This is a genomic window from Pseudomonas sp. AK-TSAG1-1, assembly GCF_056821665.1.
This window is the reverse complement of record NZ_CM165965.1, coordinates 5426358-5444235: the sequence shown is the minus strand read 5'-3', so window position 1 is coordinate 5444235 and position 17878 is coordinate 5426358. Positions and strand designations below refer to the sequence as shown.

The 17878-nt window shown below is 62.4% G+C and carries 14 protein-coding genes; 7 read left to right on the top strand and 7 right to left on the bottom strand.

The genetic code is table 11. The features are described 5' to 3' along the window. Positions 1-8: 8 nt before the first annotated feature. Both thiE and AC1UK9_RS24610 read right to left on the bottom strand, forming a co-directional pair. Positions 9-632, bottom strand: coding sequence for a thiamine phosphate synthase (gene thiE / locus AC1UK9_RS24615; protein ID WP_025108711.1), 624 nt, complete (start codon positions 630-632; stop codon positions 9-11). Between the two features lie 18 nt (positions 633-650). Next, entirely contained in the window at positions 651-1448 is a 798-nt protein-coding gene (locus AC1UK9_RS24610) for a hydroxymethylpyrimidine/phosphomethylpyrimidine kinase (RefSeq protein WP_007960553.1), read from the bottom strand. Positions 1449-1751: 303 nt separating this feature from the next. On the opposite strand from AC1UK9_RS24610, the gene AC1UK9_RS24605 reads away from it, so the two are divergent. From AC1UK9_RS24605 to AC1UK9_RS24590, 4 genes are all read left to right on the top strand, one after another. Then, the gene (locus AC1UK9_RS24605; RefSeq protein WP_482578668.1) at positions 1752-4100 is read left to right on the top strand and encodes a 7TM diverse intracellular signaling domain-containing protein; all 2349 of its coding nucleotides are present in this window, start codon (positions 1752-1754) and stop codon (positions 4098-4100) included. Between the two features lie 97 nt (positions 4101-4197). After that, positions 4198-5847: an acyl-CoA dehydrogenase family protein gene (locus tag AC1UK9_RS24600; RefSeq protein WP_482578667.1), complete on the top strand. Its 1650-nt coding sequence runs from the start codon at positions 4198-4200 to the stop codon at positions 5845-5847. Between the two features lie 180 nt (positions 5848-6027). Continuing rightward, entirely contained in the window at positions 6028-7527 is a 1500-nt protein-coding gene (gene amn / locus AC1UK9_RS24595; RefSeq protein WP_177327301.1) for an AMP nucleosidase, read from the top strand. Positions 7528-7599: 72 nt separating this feature from the next. After that, complete coding sequence (locus tag AC1UK9_RS24590; RefSeq protein ID WP_025108716.1) at positions 7600-8235, top strand: pseudouridine synthase; 636 nt, start codon at positions 7600-7602, stop codon at positions 8233-8235. Here AC1UK9_RS24590 and AC1UK9_RS24585 read toward each other — a convergent pair. Continuing rightward, positions 8230-8439, bottom strand: a complete 210-nt coding sequence (locus AC1UK9_RS24585; protein WP_003228500.1) for a DUF2788 domain-containing protein — start codon at positions 8437-8439, stop codon at positions 8230-8232. The two genes, AC1UK9_RS24590 and AC1UK9_RS24585, sit on opposite strands and share 6 nt — an antisense overlap. A gap of 217 nt (positions 8440-8656) precedes the next feature. After that, on the bottom strand, positions 8657-9136 hold the full coding sequence (locus AC1UK9_RS24580; RefSeq protein WP_007909658.1) for an Lrp/AsnC family transcriptional regulator: 480 nt from the start codon (positions 9134-9136) through the stop codon (positions 8657-8659). Positions 9137-9592: 456 nt separating this feature from the next. Here AC1UK9_RS24580 and AC1UK9_RS24575 point away from each other — a divergent pair, with 456 nt between their 5' ends. After that, positions 9593-10642 carry a DUF6515 family protein gene (locus tag AC1UK9_RS24575; RefSeq protein ID WP_482578666.1) on the top strand — a complete coding sequence of 350 codons (1050 nt, stop codon included), beginning with the start codon at positions 9593-9595 and terminating at the stop codon, positions 10640-10642. On the opposite strand, the gene AC1UK9_RS24570 is transcribed toward AC1UK9_RS24575, so the two are convergent. After that, positions 10636-11544 (bottom strand): cation diffusion facilitator family transporter, encoded by a 909-nt coding sequence (locus AC1UK9_RS24570; protein ID WP_473013665.1) that lies wholly within the window; start codon positions 11542-11544, stop codon positions 10636-10638. The genes AC1UK9_RS24575 and AC1UK9_RS24570 overlap by 7 nt on opposite strands. A 15-nt stretch (positions 11545-11559) precedes the next feature. Then, on the bottom strand, positions 11560-11979 hold the full coding sequence (locus AC1UK9_RS24565; protein WP_025108718.1) for a hypothetical protein: 420 nt from the start codon (positions 11977-11979) through the stop codon (positions 11560-11562). A gap of 363 nt (positions 11980-12342) precedes the next feature. On the opposite strand from AC1UK9_RS24565, the gene hrpB reads away from it, so the two are divergent. Further along, a complete protein-coding gene (gene hrpB, locus AC1UK9_RS24560) occupies positions 12343-14862 on the top strand; it encodes an ATP-dependent helicase HrpB (RefSeq protein ID WP_482578665.1) in 2520 nt (839 codons plus the stop codon). A gap of 97 nt (positions 14863-14959) precedes the next feature. Here the strand turns inward: hrpB and AC1UK9_RS24555 are convergent, their stop codons facing one another. Then, the gene (locus AC1UK9_RS24555; protein WP_025108720.1) at positions 14960-15874 is read right to left on the bottom strand and encodes a LysR substrate-binding domain-containing protein; all 915 of its coding nucleotides are present in this window, start codon (positions 15872-15874) and stop codon (positions 14960-14962) included. A 222-nt stretch (positions 15875-16096) separates the two neighbouring features. Here AC1UK9_RS24555 and AC1UK9_RS24550 point away from each other — a divergent pair, with 222 nt between their 5' ends. Continuing rightward, positions 16097-17587 (top strand): aldehyde dehydrogenase, encoded by a 1491-nt coding sequence (locus AC1UK9_RS24550; protein ID WP_482578664.1) that lies wholly within the window; start codon positions 16097-16099, stop codon positions 17585-17587. Positions 17588-17878 lie beyond the last annotated feature (291 nt).

Sequence of the window (17878 nt, the reverse complement as noted above, 5' to 3'; positions counted from 1 at the left end):
TAAGCGACTTAAATAGAAAGCAGTTGGTTGAACGCGCGAGCGCGGCGGGTCACTTCGGCGGTGCTGTCGGCACCGAACAGGCCATGCACCACGGCGAGCAGGTCGACCCCGTGGGCCACCAGCGGTGCGGCGTTGTCGAGGGTGATGCCGCCAATCGCGCAGATCGGCAGATGCAGTGTGCGTTTGGCTTCGTCGAGCAGATCGAGGCCGCAACTTGGCGCGCCGGGCTTGGTGCTGGAGTTGAAGAAGCGGCCGAAGGCGACATAGCTCGCGCCTTCCTTGGCGGCTTGCTCGGCCAGTTCGAGTTGCGCGTGGCAGGTCGAACCGATGATGGCTTTGGAGCCGAGCAGGGCGCGGGTCGGTGACAGCGGGCCGTCGGTCTGGCCCAGGTGCACGCCGACGTTCAGGCGCGCGGCCAGTTCGGCGTCATCGTTGATGATCAACTGCGTCTTGTAGCGCTCGCACAGGTCGCGCAGCGCTTCGGCCTCGCGCAGACGGCGGGCCTCGTCGCTGCTTTTGTCGCGGTATTGCAGCAGGGTGACACCGCCTTCCAGCGCTGCCTCCACGTACGACAGAAACTTGCCCGCCAGCAGTGTGCTGTCGGTGATGGCATACAGGCCACGTAGTTTCATCAGGCAAACCTCACGACGTTACGAGCAAAAATCCAGCGGCAGGCGACGCGGCACGAACTGGCCTTTGCCCAGTTGTTCGGCATCGCGCAGGGTGCGCCAGGTGTAATCCAGCGCGGTGCGTACGGCGCTGGCGAGGTTTTCACCTTGGGCCAGACGACCGGCGAGGGCGCTGGCCAGAGTGCAACCGGAACCGTGATAACTGCCTGGCAAACGCTGGCAATAGAAGGTTTCACGCAGGCCATCACGGCTGTACAGGCGATTGTGGATTTCAGTTTCGTCGCCATGACCGCCAGTGATCAGCAGGTTTTTGACGAACGGCAGGAGTTTTTCAGCGCACTCGTCCGCCGTGCCTTCGGGCAGTTCGGCGAGGATCCGCGCTTCAGGGAGGTTAGGGGTGGCAATGATCGACAGCGGCAGCAGGCGCTCGCGCATTGCATAACCGACTTCGTCCTTGCCCAGGCGTCCGCCGCCGCCGGCACGCAGCACCGGGTCGCAGACCACTGGCAGGTGCGGGTGCGCCGAAAGCAGTTCGACAACGGTGTCGACCATTTCCAGCGAACCGAGCATGCCCAGTTTGACCGCAGCGACTTCGGAGTCGTTGAGCACGGCATTGGCCTGGGCCAGTACCCACTCACGGTCGAGGACGCGGAAGTCAGTGACGTTGACGGTGTCTTGCACGGTCAGGGCGGTGACGGCCGGAGCCGCATGGCAACCCTGCGCGAGCAGGGCTTCGATATCTGCCTGCAAGCCGGCGCCACCACTGGGGTCGTGGCCGGAGAGACAGAGGACAACGGGGCGGGAACTGTAGATATTCATGGTGCGCGAGCTTACCACCAAACCTGATTTTGGGGTTCAGTCCCGATCAGGCTCGTCGCCACAAAAGGTATTCACATATCGGATGTTGTCGTGAGCTGACCGACTCAACAGCTCTAGCCCGCTGCTTTGCTCTGAAACGCCCGTTCTAGAGCCTTTGTCGTAAATATTTTAATGGTGCTCAATGGCCATCAACGGCTATGCTAGTCTGGATCCAAACCAATAACAGGTAATACCGGTTTTACGTCTACTCAAAGGGAATGGGGGGCTTCCTGACACAACCGGACGAGCCACGCTGGGGCTTCAATGCGCTATTTGCTGATGTTGCTGTTCTGCTTGCCCCTCTTCGCAAGCGCCGTCGAGTTCGACGAAAATACCCAGAGCCTTCCCCTGGGGCGCTCCTTGCAGGTGTTCGAAGACCCGAGCGGTCAGGCGAGCATCGCCGACGTCCGCGCCCAAGCGGCGGCGGGCAATTTCAAACCCCACGATAAAGCCACGCTCAATGCCGGTTACTCACGTTCGGCGTTCTGGCTGAAGATCGACCTGCATTACCGTCCGAACAACCCGGCCGCACAGCGCACCTGGCTGCTGGAGCTGGCGTACCCGCCGCTCGATCATCTTGATTTGTACAGGGCCGACGCCAACGGTGACTATCGCCTGATCCGGCAGACCGGCGACGCCTTGCCGTTCGCCAGTCGCGAGATCCGTCAGAACAACTACCTGTTCGACCTCAGCTTCACCCCCGATCAGCAACAGACCCTGTACCTGCGGCTGGCCAGCGAAGGCTCGATTCAGGCGCCGGTGACGTTGTGGTCGAGCACCGCGTACCTCGAAGACCAGCCGGTGCGCCTGTATGTGCTGGGGATCATTTATGGCGTGCTGCTGGGGATGCTGGTCTACAACCTGTTCATCTACCTGAGCGTGCGCGATACCAGCTACCTCTATTACATTTTCTACATCGCCTCGTTCGGCCTCTATCAACTGTCGGTGAACGGCGCGGCGGTCGAGTATTTCTGGCCGGACAATCCGTGGTGGGCCAACGCCGCCACACCGTTTTTCATCGGTTGTGCCGGCCTGTTCGGCAGCCAGTTCGCCCGCAGTTTCCTGCAGACCAAAACCCACAGCCGTTGGCTCGACCGCTTGCTGATTGCGCTGATTGCGTTCGGCGCGCTGGTGGTTGGTCTGTCGCTGATGACCAGCTACGCGTTGTCGCTGCGTCTGGCGACAATACTGGCGCTGACCTTCACCGTGGTGATCTTCGCCGCCGGGATCCTCGCCTGGTGGCGTGGCCTGCGCGTGGCGCGTTATTTCATCATTGCCTGGTCGGCGTTTTTGCTCGGCGGCATCGTCAACACGCTGATGGTGCTGGGCTTGCTGCCGAACGTGTTCCTGACCATGTACGCCAGCCAGATCGGCTCGGCGATTGAAGTGGCATTGCTGTCGCTGGCGCTGGCCGATCGCATCAACGCGATGCGCGAGCAGCAGGCACAAACGCTGTTCGACGCCGGGCAGAAACTCGAAGTGCTCAACCAGCAACTGGCCCACAGCAACAAGCTCAAGGACGAATTCCTCGCGACCCTGACGCACGAATTGCGCACGCCGATGAACGGCGTGATCGGTTCGCTGGAGTTGATGCAGACCGTCGAGCTGGAACCTGAGCTGGAGCAATATCAGCAAACCGCCGCCGGTTCCGCCCGGGACATGATGCGCATGGTCAACGGCATCCTGACCCTCACCGAACTGCAGGCCGGCAAGCTTAAGGCGACACCGGGCAGCTTCAGCCTGCGTGCGGTGGTCGAGGCCTTGCGCGTGCAGTTCGACGGCAACGCCGCGAGCAAGTCGCTGGATTTCAAGGTCGAGGTGCTGCCGACCTTGCCCGATCGCCTGCATGGCGACAGTGCCAAGCTGGCGCAGTGCCTGGAGTGCCTGTTGGACAATGCGATCAAGTTCACCCGGGTTGGCGGCCTGGCCCTGCGGGTGACCGGCAAACCGGGGGCGGACAACCGCTTGGCGCTGTCATTTGCGGTGATCGACACCGGCATCGGTTTCACCGATCTGGGCGAGGCGACGATGTATCAGCGTTTCTTCCAGCTCGACGGCTCGATGACTCGCGAATACGGTGGCCTGGGCGTGGGGCTGGCGATCTGTCGGCAACTGGTCGAGCTGCTCGGCGGCAAGCTCACCCATCGCTCCGAGCCCGGGCGCGGCAGCCGCTTTCAGCTGGATGTCGAATTCGAACTGCCGATGGTCGAGGCGGCGCCGAGCCCGCTGCATGACCGCATTCGTGCGCCGCAGGACTGCACGGTGTTGCTGGTGGATGACAACAGCGTCAATCAACTGGTGATGCGCGGCATGCTGCTCAAGCTCGGTTTCCGCGTGCGCACGGCCGACAATGGCGCGGCGGCAGTCGATTGCCTGCAACGGGAAACCTTCGACGCGGTGCTGATCGATTGCCAGCTGCCCAGCCATGAAGGGGCGTCGTTGTGCTGCCAGATTCATGCGTTGCCCGGCTGCGCCAATCTGCCGGTGTTCATGCTGGCGCTGGGCACGGATCGCGAGCAATGCGCGCCCGGTACGCGCATCGATTACCTGAACAAACCGGTGAAATTCGAAGACCTGCAGACCGCACTGGAGCGTCGAGTGCTCAGCGCCTGATAGGGTGAAAGCGCCGACAGTTCGGCGCATATGACACTTTGATCAGCCACGGGGCGGTGCTTAACTGGATTCCTTGGCTGACCAAAGGAGCCCCGTCATGAACCTGCATCAGTTCGCCGAAACCCACGAAGTCACCAACCAGCCACCGTCGCTGGACGGTGCCAACCTGTACCGCATCGACCTGCCGCTGCAGGAGTGGTCGCGGCGTTTCGGCGCCGGTTGGGCCGAGTCGCGGATCGATGCCTACGGTGCGCTGGCCGGCGGGCCACTGATGGAAGCCGGGTTCCTCGCCAATCAGAACAAACCAGTGTTCGTCAGCCATGATCGCTATGGTCATCGCATTGATCTGGTGGAATTTCATCCGGCCTATCACGAGCTGATGCGCACAGCGATCGAACATGGCCTGACCTCATCGCCATGGACCCGGCCGCAGGACGGCGCGCATGTTGCCCGCGCCTCCATGAGCTATCTGCACAGCCAGGCCGAAGCCGGCAGCGGTTGCCCGTTGACCATGACCTTTGCCAGTGTCCCGGCGATGCGCTTGCAGCCGGATCTGGCCGAACAGTGGCTGCCGAAAATCCTCGCCACCGAATATGACCCGCGCAACGTCGCCATGGCGCACAAGGCCGGCGTGACCATCGGCATGGCGATGACCGAGAAGCAGGGCGGCACCGATGTGCGGGCCAACACCACCAGGGCTTATCCGGTCGGCGCCAGTGGGCCGGGCCAGGCCTATGAACTGGTCGGGCACAAGTGGTTCTGCTCGGCGCCGATGTGCGATGCGTTCCTGACACTGGCGCAGACCGACAAGGGCCTGACCTGCTTCCTGCTGCCACGTCATCGTCCGGACGACACACGCAATCAGTTCTACATCCAGCGTCTGAAAAACAAGCTCGGCAACCAGTCCAACGCCTCCAGCGAAGTGGAGTTCCGTGGCGCCCTGGCGTGGATGATCGGTGAAGAGGGGCGTGGCGTGCCGACGATCATCGAGATGGTGGCGATGACCCGTTTCGATTGCATGGTCGGCTCCAGCTCGCTGATGCGTCAGGCGCTGACCCAGGCCAGCCACCACTGCGCGCACCGCAAGGTCGGTGGCAAACTGCTCAGCGAGCAACCGTTGATGCAGAACGTGCTGGCCGATCTGGCGCTGGAAAGCGAAGCCGCGCTGGCCCTGAGCCTGCGCATGGGCCAGGCGCTGGATCATCTGGATGATCGTCACGAAGCGCAATTCGCCCGACTGGTGACGGCGGTGGGCAAGTACTGGATCTGCAAGCGTGCGCCGGCAATGATCAACGAGGCTGCCGAATGCATGGGCGGTGCCGGGTATGTCGAGGAGAGCATCCTGCCGCGCCTGTATCGCGAGGCGCCGGTCAATTCGACATGGGAAGGCTCGGGCAACGTGCAGTGCCTGGACGTGTTGCGCGCACTCTCGAAGGAGCCGGGTGTACTCGATGTGTTGTTCAGCGAATTGGGTGACGGTCATGGCGACAAGCGTCTGGCCGCGCATATCCAGCAGTTGCAGGCGCAGTTCAAGGACACCAGCGATATTCAGTACCGCGCGCGGCAGTTGACCGAGGATATTGCGTTGGGGCTGCAGGCCAAACTGCTGCTGGAGGCGGGGAATTCGGCGGTCAGTGATGCATTTATTGCCAGTCGCCTGAGCGGCGGCGGCCGGGTCTATGGCGCATTGCCGCGGGGGCTGGATGTCGAAGCCATTGTCGCGCGCTCGACGCCGCAAGGTTTCTGACCCGCCACAAATCCCCTTGTGGGAGCGGGCTTGCTCGCGCAAGCGGTGTATCAGTCAAATGGTTGGTGGCTGACACTACGCTTTCGCGAGCAGGCTCGCTCCCACAGGGATCTTCTTTATTCTGAAGATTAAGGTACAGCCACAACGCCACTGTTCCCGTGAGACCGCGATGCAGGCAAGATGAAGCTCTGCAAGTCAGAACACAGGAAGCTGATCGTGACCGAAGCGTTTATTGTCGTTCAAACCGCCGAACAAGCCGTGGACCGTCTGGCCGAGCTGCACGAGCGGGCCACCACTGCGCTGAACTCGGCGCTCAAGCGTTACCTCAAGGATCGCGTCGAGCCTGACGCTGCGCAGCGCGCTCTGTTTCGTTATCCCGAACTGCGTCTGACCTACCTGTGCCAGGGCGAAGTCCCGCAGACCACCCGCGCCTACGCCAAGGTGCAACTGCCGGGCACCTACAGCGTCACCGTCACCCACCCCAAGGCGTTCCGCAAATACCTGCTGGAACAACTGGTGCCGTTGATGCACGACTTCACCGTGACCGTGGAAGTCGGCGTCAGCCAGCAGAACATTCCGTACCCGTATGTGGTCGAGCAGGGCGATGAGCTGGCCGGCTCCGGCGTCACCGCTGCCGTGCTGGCGCGGGTGTTTCCGAGTACCGACCTGTCTGCTGCCACCGATGGCATCGCTGACGGCCTCTACGACTGGGAAAACACCGATCCGCTGCCGCTGGCGCTGTTCGACGCCGCGCGGGTCGATTTTTCCCTGCGCCGCCTGGTGCACTACACCGGCAGCGACTGGCGCCATGTGCAGCCGTGGATCCTGTTGACCAACTACCACCGCTACGTCGACCAGTTCATCGTCCATGGCCTGGAACAACTGCGCAAAGACCCGCGTTTCGTGCGCATGGTCCTGCCGGGCAACGTGATCATCGAGAAGGGCATGGATCACGGCGAAGCCTCGGCGATTGCCGCCGGCGTGGTCTGGCACCGCTACCAGATGCCGGCCTATCACCTGATCGCCAGCGATGGCCATGGCGTGACCCTGGTCAACATCGGCGTCGGCCCGTCCAACGCCAAGAACATCACTGACCACCTGGCGGTGCTGCGTCCGCATTGCTGGTTGATGATCGGCCACTGCGGCGGCCTGCGTCAGTCGCAGACCATCGGCGACTATGTACTGGCTCACGCCTACATGCGTCGTGACGGGATCCTCGACCGCGTTGTGCCGCCGAACATTCCGATTCCGGCACTGGCCGAAGTGCAGCTGGCGCTGCAACAAGCTGCGGCCAACATCACCGGCGAAAAAGGTGAAGAGCTGAAGAAACGCCTGCGCACCGGCACCGTGCTGACCTACGACGATCGCAACTGGGAGCTGCGCTGGGCCCAGGAGCGTCCGCTGATCAACCTGTCTCGCGCCGTGGCCGTTGACATGGAAAGCGGCACCATCGCCGCCCAGGGTTATCGCCTGCGAGTGCCATACGGCACGTTGCTGTGTGTCTCGGACAAACCGCTGCACAGTGAGATCAAGCTGCCGGGCTCGGCCAACGCGTTCTACGAACGTGCGGTCAGCCAGCACTTGAAGATCGGCATTGAAGCGGTGGATCTGCTGCGCACCGAACTCAACTCGCTGCACTCGCGCAAACTGCGCAGCTTCGACGAGCCGCCGTTCCGTTAACGGTTAGTCGTGGTCATTTGGCGGTCGGGGCACTAGCATTGTCAGCCCCGACCGTTAGATGTTCTTTTCGCCATGTCCCGTCCCCAACGTCCACCTTCCCGCCGCCCCGGCGCGAAGCCGTCCCCTTCAGCCCCGCGTCGTGTCGCCAAGGCGCCGCCGGCCGAGCCGAAGCTGATCCTGTTCAACAAACCGTTCGATGTGCTGACGCAATTCAGCGATGGCGAAGGGCGAGCGACGCTCAAGGATTACATCGACGTTCCGGGCATCTACCCGGCCGGACGGCTGGACCGCGACAGCGAAGGTTTGCTGCTGCTGACCAATGACGGCCAGTTGCAGGCGCGGATTGCCGATCCGAAGCACAAGCTGGCGAAAACCTATTGGGTGCAGGTCGAAGGCGTGCCGACGGCTGAGCAGTTGCAGCGTCTGCGTGACGGTGTCGAACTGAATGACGGCATGACCTTGCCCGCCGAAGCGCGGCAACTGGATGAGCCCGAGCTGTGGCCGCGTAATCCGCCGGTACGCTTTCGCGCGACGATTCCGACAACCTGGCTGGAGCTGGTGATTCGCGAAGGGCGTAACCGTCAGGTTCGGCGGATGACCGCAGCGGTCGGGCTGCCGACGTTGCGGCTGGTGCGGGTCAGGATTGGCGACTGGACAATCGAAGGGCTCGATCAGGGCCAATGGAAAGAAGTGCCGGCGCGTCTATAGCGCGCCGGATTCGATCAGGCCGATCACCACGCTCTTGATGATGAACGCGGCCACGCCCAGGCCCAGTACGAAGAACAGAATGAACGAGCCGAAACGCCCGGCCTTGGACTTCTTCGCCAGATCCCAGACGATGAAACCCATGAAAATGATCAGGATGCTGACCAGGCCAGTCATCATCCACTCTTCGAATACTGCAGGATCCATCGGGCATCTCCGGCGCAGGCGCGGCTGAAAGGGCTCGGCGATTATACGCCGAGGGTGGCAATAGCCGCATTGACCTGCGTCGGTGTGCCGCAGTTATGGGGTGCCTGTACCGGCCCCTTCGCGAGCAAGCCCGCTCCCACAGGTGATCTCGGTGGTACACAAATTGTGTGCTCGACGAAGATCAATTGTGGGAGCGGGCTTGCTCGCGAAGGCGGTTTCAGCTGCGCAAATGCGTCAGTGGCAATTCAGTGCTGTTAAGCACCTGATTCAGCACAAAGCTCGAGCGCACGCTGGTCACGCCCTCAATCCGGGTCAGGTGCCCCAGCAGCAGCTTCTGATAGTGATCCATGTCCGGCACCACTACTTTCAACTGATAGTCGGCATCGACGCCCGTCACCAGGCTGCATTCCAGCACCTGCGGCAGGGTGCGGATTGCCGCTTCGAAGTTCTCGAAACGCTCCGGCGTGTGCCGGTCCATGCCGATCAGCACGTAGGCGGTCAGGCTCAGGCCGAGCATCTTGCGATCGAGCAGGGCGACCTGGCGCGAGATGTAGCCGTCGTCCTCCAGTTGTTTGACCCGGCGTGAGCAAGGGGAGGGCGACAAACCGATGCGCTCGGCCAGTTCCTGGTTGGAGATGCGGGCGTCGCGCTGCAATTCCGCCAAAATGCTCAGGTCGTAACGGTCGAGTTTGCTCATGAATCTGTCCTTGGTTGTAACTATTGCGGAGGATTATCTATCCAGGGTTAAAAATTGCGCAAGTGATGTTTATTTGAGCAATCTTCGCAATCCTCTGTCGCGGCTCGCGGCCTATTCTTATCACCAGAATCACTGCTCGGTAACACAGTCCACTGCGGCCCGCCCAATCAGGCCCGCCGCGGCCGCCACCCCCACCGGGGATGTGCCGGCCCCCGAGCTGCACACTGTCCAGAAGACGGCGTGAGGTGAGCCGACGTCAAAAGCGTCGAGCCAGGACGAAGTTCTCTAGAAGGGAGGCCGACGGGTCTCCCTTTTTTCTTGCCTGCGATTTTTGTGCCTTGCAGCGCCGCCATCCTCAATAAATAAGTTTCGTGACTGATAACCTGTCGCAGAACCCGGTGTGTGTATTCCCGGTCTTAGTTACAAGCCCCCTTATTACCCGCAGTGAGGAAAAGCATGAAGTCGCGCATCTGGCGTCTGGCCGGTGTTGGTTTGCTGTGTGTGAGTGTCAGTGCGCAAGCGCTTGCCGACGAGCCACAGAACCGTGGCCCCGAGAATAACGGGCACGGTGGTGAACATCAGGGCAATCAGGGGCATGGCGGCGAACATCAGCCCCACGGGCAGAACAACCCGCCGCCGCAAAATCAGCCGCGGCCGCAGAACAACGAAATCATTCGAGGCGACAACAGTCGCCAGTTCGAGCACAACGGCCAGCAGCACAATAATAACGGTCAATGGCAGAACCAGAACCGCGCGCCCGCCCCGCCTGCTCCGGTTCATCAGGCGCCACCGCCCCCGGCGAACAATCTGCCGATCCAGCCTCGGCCCGACGCCGTGCGTCAGACCCAGGAACCGCGCCAGGGTTACTACCGCGACGAGCGTCCGCAGAATGGTTACCACAACCAGCAATGGCAAACCGGCAACCGGCCCAATGACAATCGCTGGCCGGGCCGCCCGGACGGGCATGGCAACGGCTGGGGCCCAGGCCCGCAGTATCGCCCGGGGCATGTGATCGATCGTTTCCCGGATCGCGAATACCGTGTGCCGTATCGTGGTCAGGATTACTTCTATTCCGGCGGCTACTGGTATCGCCCGCAAGGCCCGCGCTACATCGTCGTGCAACCGCCTCGAGGGATTCGGACCCAGTATCTGCCGGACTATGCGCGTGAAGTGTGGATCGGCGGTGCGCTGCTGTTCCTCGCTGCCGGTTCCTACTATGCGTATGAGCAATCCACCCAGGATTACGTAGTGGTCGAGCCGCCGGTGCAACAACCGCCGCAGCCGCAGCCGCAATCCCAGGGTTATGACGTCGAGGCTTATCCCGCTAACGGTCAGTCGCCGGAACAGGTCCAGCAGGACGGTTACCAGTGCTACCAATACGCGGTGCAGCAAAGCGGTTTCGATCCGCGTACCGCGACCTATCAACCGGCGCCAGAAGTGGTGCAGGCGTACCGTCAGGCTCAGGGCAATTGCCTGAGCAGTCGCGGTTATCAGGTGTCTTACTGAAGCCGGGTTTGCGCCCGTTCGGTCTTGACCACTTCCTGCGGGTCGGCGTGCACCAGCACCTCGGCTCGCGGGTAGGCGGCGTGAATCGCATCCGCCGCCTGATCGCTGATGCCGTGAGCGACTGACAGCGTCAGTTCTCCCGGCAACTCCAGATGCAACTGCACGAACCAGTGATTGCCCGAAATCCGCGTGCGCAGATCATGCGCGCCCAGCACGCCGGGGACGCCGCAGGCCAGTTCGAGCATGTGCTGACTGACGTCCGTCGGCAGCTCTTCATCCATCAGCACCGAAAAACTTTCCCGGGCGATCTGGATCGCACTCCACAAAATGTACCCGGCAATTCCCAAACCGAACCATGCATCGAGCTGATGAAAGCCCATCCCGGCGAGGATCAGCGCGATCAGAATGCTGCCGTTGAGCAGCATGTCCGAGCGGTAGTGCAGCGAGTCGGCGCGCACCGCGTTGGAGCCGGTCTGCTTGATCACGCGATGTTGCAGTGTCAGCAACGCGGCGGTCAGCAGCAGGGAAAACACGATCACGCCGATGCTCAGCCACGGTGCGCCCAGCGGCTCCGGTTGCTGGATGCGTTCGTAAGCCTGAAAGGCAATCAACACCGCACTGCCACCGATGAACAGCGCCTGCGCCATGCCCGCCAGCGACTCGGCCTTGCCGTGGCCGTAACGGTGATCGTCATCGGCCGGGCGCAGCGCGTAATGCACTGCCAGCAGATTGAGCAGCGAGGTGACGCCATCCAGCGCCGAGTCGGTGAGGCCGGCGAGCATGCTCACCGAACCGCTGAGCCACCAGGCGATGGCTTTGGCGATAATCAGCGTGCAGGCCACCGCGACCGAGGCGCGGGTCGCCAGCCTCAGCAGGCGGGCGTGTTCGGGGCTGGTGGTCATGTGAGTGCGATTTCCTTATGCGGCAGGTTGCAGGCCAAACATCGCCAGTTGTTGAGTACTGCCCTTGTGCTGGATCAGACGTGGATCGTCCAGTGGCAGGTTGCGGCCCAGTTCAGTTTCGAGAATAGCCTGCAACTTGAGGTTATCGACCTGACCGTCCGGGCCGATGGCTTGTTTCAGTTTGGCCGGATCGACCTGGGCGGTGTGGCCCGGTTCGAAATAGATCGCGCCGGTGGTGAAGTCGACCGCGAATGCGATCAGGCCGGGGATGACGTAGAACAGCAGGCCCACGGCGTCGAGCACGGCAATTGCCGGGTCGATCTTGCCGTCAATCTGACCGCGCCGGTCCGGGTAGAAAATCGAACCGCAGGCGGTGAGTTGAGTGAGCAGGGTGGCGACCAGTACACCGCCGATCAGGCGAGAAGGTAAGCGCATGGAAAATCTCCTGAGTCATTTGAAAACGAAGCGTCGTCATTTGAAATTAAGACCCTGACAAACGCCCGGCAGTTCGCCGTTATACTCGCGGCTGGCAGGGCATGCCCACAGTAAATTGCGGCCTCGTCTCACCCCTACCGAAATATGTTGAGGATTGAAGTTGTTTTCTCCAGATCGACACCGCGTGAAGGCTGATGAATCCTGTCGGGGTTCGGCCCTCCGGGCTAAAGCTGTGAGCACGCCATGCTGCGTTGCGGGACTTGGCAAGGAAACGACCCTTACCTGCGTCCCGCGCCTTGCCTGGCACGCTCACAGCTTTAACGCGACTCGCAATTTACGGTGGACACGCCCTGGGGAGCCAGCATGATTTCTTTGCCGATCGATGAAGTTTTACCCGTCCTGCGTGAAGCGTTGGCGACACGCCACGAAGCCGTGCTCGAAGCACCGCCCGGCGCCGGTAAAACCACCCGCGTGCCCTTGGCCTTGCTCGATGAAGCCTGGCTGGCCGGGCAGACCATCCTCATGCTCGAACCGCGCCGTCTGGCGGCGCGTGCGGCGGCTGAACGACTGGCCAGCGAACTGGGCGAGAAGGTTGGTGAAACCGTCGGCTATCGCATCCGCCTCGACAGCAAGGTCGGCCCCAACACCCGTATCGAGGTGGTCACCGAAGGTATTCTTACCCGGCGCCTGCAGGACGATCCGGCGCTGGAAGGCGTGGGCCTGCTGATTTTCGACGAATTCCACGAGCGCAGCCTCGATGCCGATCTGGCATTGGCGCTCAGTTTGAACGGTCGTGAACTGTTCCGAGCTGAACAGCCGCTGAAGATTCTGCTGATGTCGGCCACGCTGGAAGGCGAGCGTCTGGCCGGGTTGCTGGATGACGCGCCGATCCTGCGCAGCGAAGGGCGCATGTACCCGGTGGCGATGCGTTGGGGCCGGCCATTCCAGCCCGGCGAATACATCGATCAGCGCGTGACCCAGACCGTCCTCGAAGCCCTGCACGATGAAACCGGCAGCCTGCTGGTGTTCCTTCCGGGGCAGGCGGAAATCCGTCGCGTGCATCAGCAATTGAGCGATGCCATTGGCGAGCGCAGCGATGTGTTGCTCTGCCCGCTGCACGGCGAACTGGATCTGAATGCCCAGCGCGCCGCGATCGATCCGGCTCCCGCCGGCCAGCGCAAAGTGGTGCTGGCGACCAACATCGCCGAGACCAGTTTGACCATTGACGGCGTGCGCGTGGTGATCGACGCCGGGTTGGCGCGGGTGCCGCGTTTTGACCCTGGCAGCGGCATGACCCGACTCGACACCCAGCGCATTTCCAAGGCCAGCGCCACCCAGCGCGCGGGCCGGGCGGGGCGTCTGGAACCGGGTGTGTGTTATCGCTTGTGGTCGCAGGATCAGCACGAACAACTCGCCGCTTACGGCAGTGCGGAAATTCTTTCAGCGGATCTGGCGAGCCTGGCCCTCCAGCTCGGACGCTGGGGCGTGACCCCGGGCGAACTGGTCTGGCTCGATGTGCCACCGGCGGCGGCTTATGCCCAGGCGCAGGATCTGTTGCAGCGCCTCGGCGCGCTTGAAGGCGAAACGCTGACCGCGCACGGTCAGGCCATGGCTGAACTGCCGGCGCATCCGCGCATCGCCCATCTGTTGTTGCGCGGTCAGGCGCTGGGGCTGGCGAACATGGCGTGCGACGTTGCGGCGCTGCTCGGCGAGCGCGATATCCTGCGCGGTGCCGGTGCGGATTTGCACAGCCGATTGGTCCTGCTCTCTGGCGAGGAGCGCGCATCGCGCGGTGCTCAGGGGGGCGTGCAGCGAGCGCGGCAACTGGCGCGACAATATCGGGGTTATCTGCGCGGCAAGGCGAGCGCGCCGGTCAGCGATCCCGATCACCCGCGCTGGCTCGGTGCGCTGCTGGCGCTGGCCTATCCGGATCGCGTCGCTCAGCAGCGCCGCGCCGGTGGTGCGGAATATCGTCTGGCCAATGGTCGCGCGGCACTGTTCGCCGAAGCCGACAGCCTGATGAAGGAGCCGTGGATTGTCATTGCCGACCTCGGCAGCCGTCAGGGTCAGCGCGAGGAACGGATTTATCTGGCGGCGGATTTCGATCCGGCGCTGTTCGATTCAGTGTTGGCCGAGCAGGTCAGTGGCGTCGATCAACTGGATTGGGACGAGCGCGAAGGCGTGCTGCGCGCCGAGCGCCAGCGCAAGGTTGGCGAACTGATCCTCAGCCGCGAGCCGTTGACCGGTCTCGACGAAGCGGCGCGCAGTCAGGCGCTGGTCAATCTGGTGCGGCGCAAAGGTCTGGAGTTGCTGCCGTGGACGCCGGAGCTGCGCCAGTGGCAGGCGCGGGTCGCGCTGCTGCGGCAACTGGATCTGGCGACACAGACCGACAGCCAGTGGCCGGATGTCAGCGACGCGACGTTGCTGAACACCCTCGAGCATTGGTTAATGCCTTATTTGGGCAAAGTCTCGCGGCTCAGCCATTTCGCCAATCTGGACCTGTCGAGCATCGTCCGCAATCTGCTGCCGTGGCCGTTGCCGCAACGGCTGGACGAGCTGGCGCCGCATCACATCAGTGTGCCGTCGGGCTCGTCTATTCGTCTGGACTATAGCGAGCAACCGCCGATTCTCGCGGTGCGCCTGCAGGAGTTGTTCGGCCTGGCCGAGACGCCACGTATTGCCGGCGGCCGGCAAGTGGTCAAGCTGCACCTGCTGTCCCCGGCGCGGCGGCCGGTGCAGGTGACGCAGGATCTGGCCAACTTCTGGCGCAGCACCTATGCCGAGGTGAAGAAGGATTTGAAGGGACGGTATCCGAAGCACTATTGGCCGGATGATCCGTTGGTGGCCGAGGCCACGGCGCGGGCCAAACCGCGCGGCACGTGAAGGTCAAAACATCACAACCTGCCATCCATTGACGGTGCGACATCGATCTACTGTGGGAGCAAACCCGCTCCCACAATGAGTCTGAGCGTGTTCGCTGTTAAATACGCGCCTTGCCCGTCAGTTGTTCCCGGCAGTAATCGGCGAACAATTGCGCCGGCTTGGTCAGTTGCCCACGCTTGAGCCAAGCCGCCACCAGCCCTGAGCCGGTGACATCCTCGGCAATCTCCACGCACACCACTTTCTTGCCGTCATAGGTGCATTCCGAATGCGGTCGGGTGACCAGCACCGAGAAGCCAAAGCCCTGGCCGACCATGCCGCGGACCATCTCGATCGACGGCGAGCTGAACTCGATGCGCGGGGTCAGGCCCAGTTCTTCGAACAGGCTGACGAAGTAGGTCCGGCTCGGTTGTACGTCCAGCAGAATCATTGGCTCCAGACACAGGTCACGCAGCGACACTTGCTTGTACTGGGCGAAACGGTGGTCGGCCGGCAGCAACGCGTACGGCCGTTGCGCCGGCATCAGTGGCTCGGTCTGAATGGTGGCGTCGAGTTCGTGCTCATAGAGGATGACCAGGTCGAACGTGCCCGAGGTCAGGCCCAGCACCAGTTCCTGTTGTTCGCCGTCGCGGATGCGGATTTTCACCCCGGGGTAGAGCGCGGAAAACCCGGCGATCAATTGCGGCAAGTACAACGGGGCGACGGTTTCGAAGCAGCCGATGTCGATCTGCCCGGCGACGATGTCATTGTCGGCCAGGGCGTTCTGCTCGAACTCCCGGGCCATGCGCAACAGCTCCTGCGCCTTGCGGAAAAACCGTGCACCGCTGGGCGTCAGGGATACGCCTTGGGCGTGATGGCGGATCAGCAGTTGCACGGCGAAGCTGTCTTCCAGCCCCTTGATTGCCGTGGAGATCGCCGGTTGCGCGATGTACAGCTTGCGTGAAGCTTCGGCAACGCTGCCGCATTCGACGGTGGTGATGAAGTATTTGAGCTGACGCAAATTGTAGGCGGCCACGGCAAACCTCAGGACGAGCGGACTCGACTTCCAAGCAATTTGTGCGCCGCCGCGTCCGCTGCGCGACGTTGTTTTTGTCCTTGAACCTTAGTCATCCGTGCAGGTTTTGGGGAAACCGATTGAGCAGTTTTTTCATTGCCTGCGAAGACATTTTTACTGGTTTTAGCCCGCCGGGGCCTGAGCGACCATCGACTGCACAATAACGTCCAAGGAGCATCCGACGTGTTCGAGCTTGCAGAGTGGCAGCGCCAGGCCGTTGCATTGAAGTTTCCCGATCAAGCCGTGATCAACGGTCAACACTGCGCCGCGCAATCAGGGCAGACCTTCGTTGCGATCAATCCCGCCACCGGCCAGTTACTGGCCAATGTCGCCGCGTGTGGCGAGGAGGATGTGGACGCGGCGGTGTGCAATGCGCGACAAGTGTTCGAGGCCGGTACCTGGGCGCAGCGCCCGCCCGCCGAGCGCAAGCAAGTGCTGCTGCGCCTGGCTGATCTGCTGATGGAGCATCGAGAAGAATTGGCCCTGCTCGATTCGCTGAACATGGGCAAACCGGTGATGGACGCTTACAACATTGATGTGCCGGGCGCCGCCGGGGTGTTTCGCTGGTACGCCGAAAGCATCGACAAACTCTACGACCAGATCGCCCCGGGTGCCGCCAATGTGCTGGCGACCATCACCCGCGAGGCGCTGGGCGTGGTGGCGGCGGTGGTGCCGTGGAATTTCCCGTTGGACATGGCGGCGTGGAAGCTCGCGCCGGCGCTAGCGGCGGGTAATTCGGTGATCCTCAAACCGGCCGAGCAATCACCGTTTTCCGCGTTGCGTCTGGCCGAGCTGGCGCTGGAAGCCGGCCTGCCGCCGGGCGTGCTCAACGTGCTACCGGGGCTTGGCGAACAGACCGGCAAAGCCTTGGGCCTGCACCCGGATGTCGATTGTCTGGTGTTCACCGGCTCGACGCAGGTTGGCAAATATTTCATGCAGTACTCGGCGCAATCCAACCTCAAACAAGTGTGGCTGGAGTGCGGCGGCAAAAGCGCCAATCTGGTGTTCGCCGATTGCCGCGATCTGGATTTGGCGGCGGAAAAAGCCGCGTTCGCGATCTTCTTCAATCAGGGCGAAGTGTGTTCGGCCAACTCGCGGCTGTTGGTCGAACGCTCGATTCACGACGAGTTTGTCGAGCGTCTGAAATCTCAGGCTGAGCGCTGGCTGCCGGGTGATCCGCTCGACCCGCAAAGCCGTGCCGGTGCCATCGTCGATCACCGGCAGACGGCGAGCATCATGCGCGCCATTCGCGGCGCCGAGCAGTCGGGGGCGGCCCGGGTGTGTGGCGGTCAGCAGCGGCGTTTCAATGGTTCGGACAACTTCATCGAGCCGACGATTTTTACCGGCGTCAGCGCCGACATGCCGTTGTTTCGCGAAGAGGTGTTCGGGCCGGTGCTGGCGGTGGTGCCGTTCGACGATGAAGATGAAGCGGTGCGGCTGGCCAATGACAGTGTGTATGGGCTGGCGGCGTCGCTGTGGACCGATGATCTGCATCGCGCGCACCGCGTGGCCCGACGGCTGCGGGCGGGCACGGTGTCGGTCAATACCGTCGATGCGCTGGACGTGACCGTGCCGTTCGGCGGCGGCAAGCAATCGGGGTTTGGCCGCGACCTGTCACTGCACTCATTCGACAAATACACTCAGCTGAAAACCACCTGGTTTCAGTTGCGCTGATACCGCGTCGCCCCTTTTCGCGAGCAGGCTCACTCCTACAGTTGACCGCGTTCCACTGTGGCAGCGGGCTTGCTCGCGAACGCGGTGGGGCAGTCACAGAAAATCCCTGATCTGCCCCCCCTTTGAGCGCCCCCGCAAACCGCGCCCTTTAGCAGTGCGCACTACCCAGTTTTTTCATCATTTGCTGCCAACTATTTCCTGATTTTCCTCGGCCCGCACATGGGCCACCATCGATCTCGCCAGCCCGATGTTTCACGCCAGAGTCCAGCAGAGACCGCAGCGTGGATTACA

Bases quoted from the DNA above. Each gene is read 5' to 3' on its own strand.
- AC1UK9_RS24605 (WP_482578668.1), top strand. From the start codon at position 1,752: ATGCGCTATTTGCTGATGTTGCTGTTCTGCTTGCCCCTCTTCGCAAGC.
- AC1UK9_RS24610 (WP_007960553.1), bottom strand. From the start codon at position 1,448: ATGAATATCTACAGTTCCCGCCCCGTTGTCCTCTGTCTCTCCGGCCAC.
- hrpB (WP_482578665.1), top strand. From the start codon at position 12,343: ATGATTTCTTTGCCGATCGATGAAGTTTTACCCGTCCTGCGTGAAGCG.
- AC1UK9_RS24585 (WP_003228500.1), bottom strand. From the start codon at position 8,439: ATGGATCCTGCAGTATTCGAAGAGTGGATGATGACTGGCCTGGTCAGC.
- AC1UK9_RS24590 (WP_025108716.1), top strand. From the start codon at position 7,600: ATGTCCCGTCCCCAACGTCCACCTTCCCGCCGCCCCGGCGCGAAGCCG.
- AC1UK9_RS24575 (WP_482578666.1), top strand. From the start codon at position 9,593: ATGAAGTCGCGCATCTGGCGTCTGGCCGGTGTTGGTTTGCTGTGTGTG.
- AC1UK9_RS24565 (WP_025108718.1), bottom strand. From the start codon at position 11,979: ATGCGCTTACCTTCTCGCCTGATCGGCGGTGTACTGGTCGCCACCCTG.
- AC1UK9_RS24570 (WP_473013665.1), bottom strand. From the start codon at position 11,544: ATGACCACCAGCCCCGAACACGCCCGCCTGCTGAGGCTGGCGACCCGC.
- AC1UK9_RS24580 (WP_007909658.1), bottom strand. From the start codon at position 9,136: ATGAGCAAACTCGACCGTTACGACCTGAGCATTTTGGCGGAATTGCAG.
- AC1UK9_RS24600 (WP_482578667.1), top strand. From the start codon at position 4,198: ATGAACCTGCATCAGTTCGCCGAAACCCACGAAGTCACCAACCAGCCA.
- amn (WP_177327301.1), top strand. From the start codon at position 6,028: ATGAAGCTCTGCAAGTCAGAACACAGGAAGCTGATCGTGACCGAAGCG.
- thiE (WP_025108711.1), bottom strand. From the start codon at position 632: ATGAAACTACGTGGCCTGTATGCCATCACCGACAGCACACTGCTGGCG.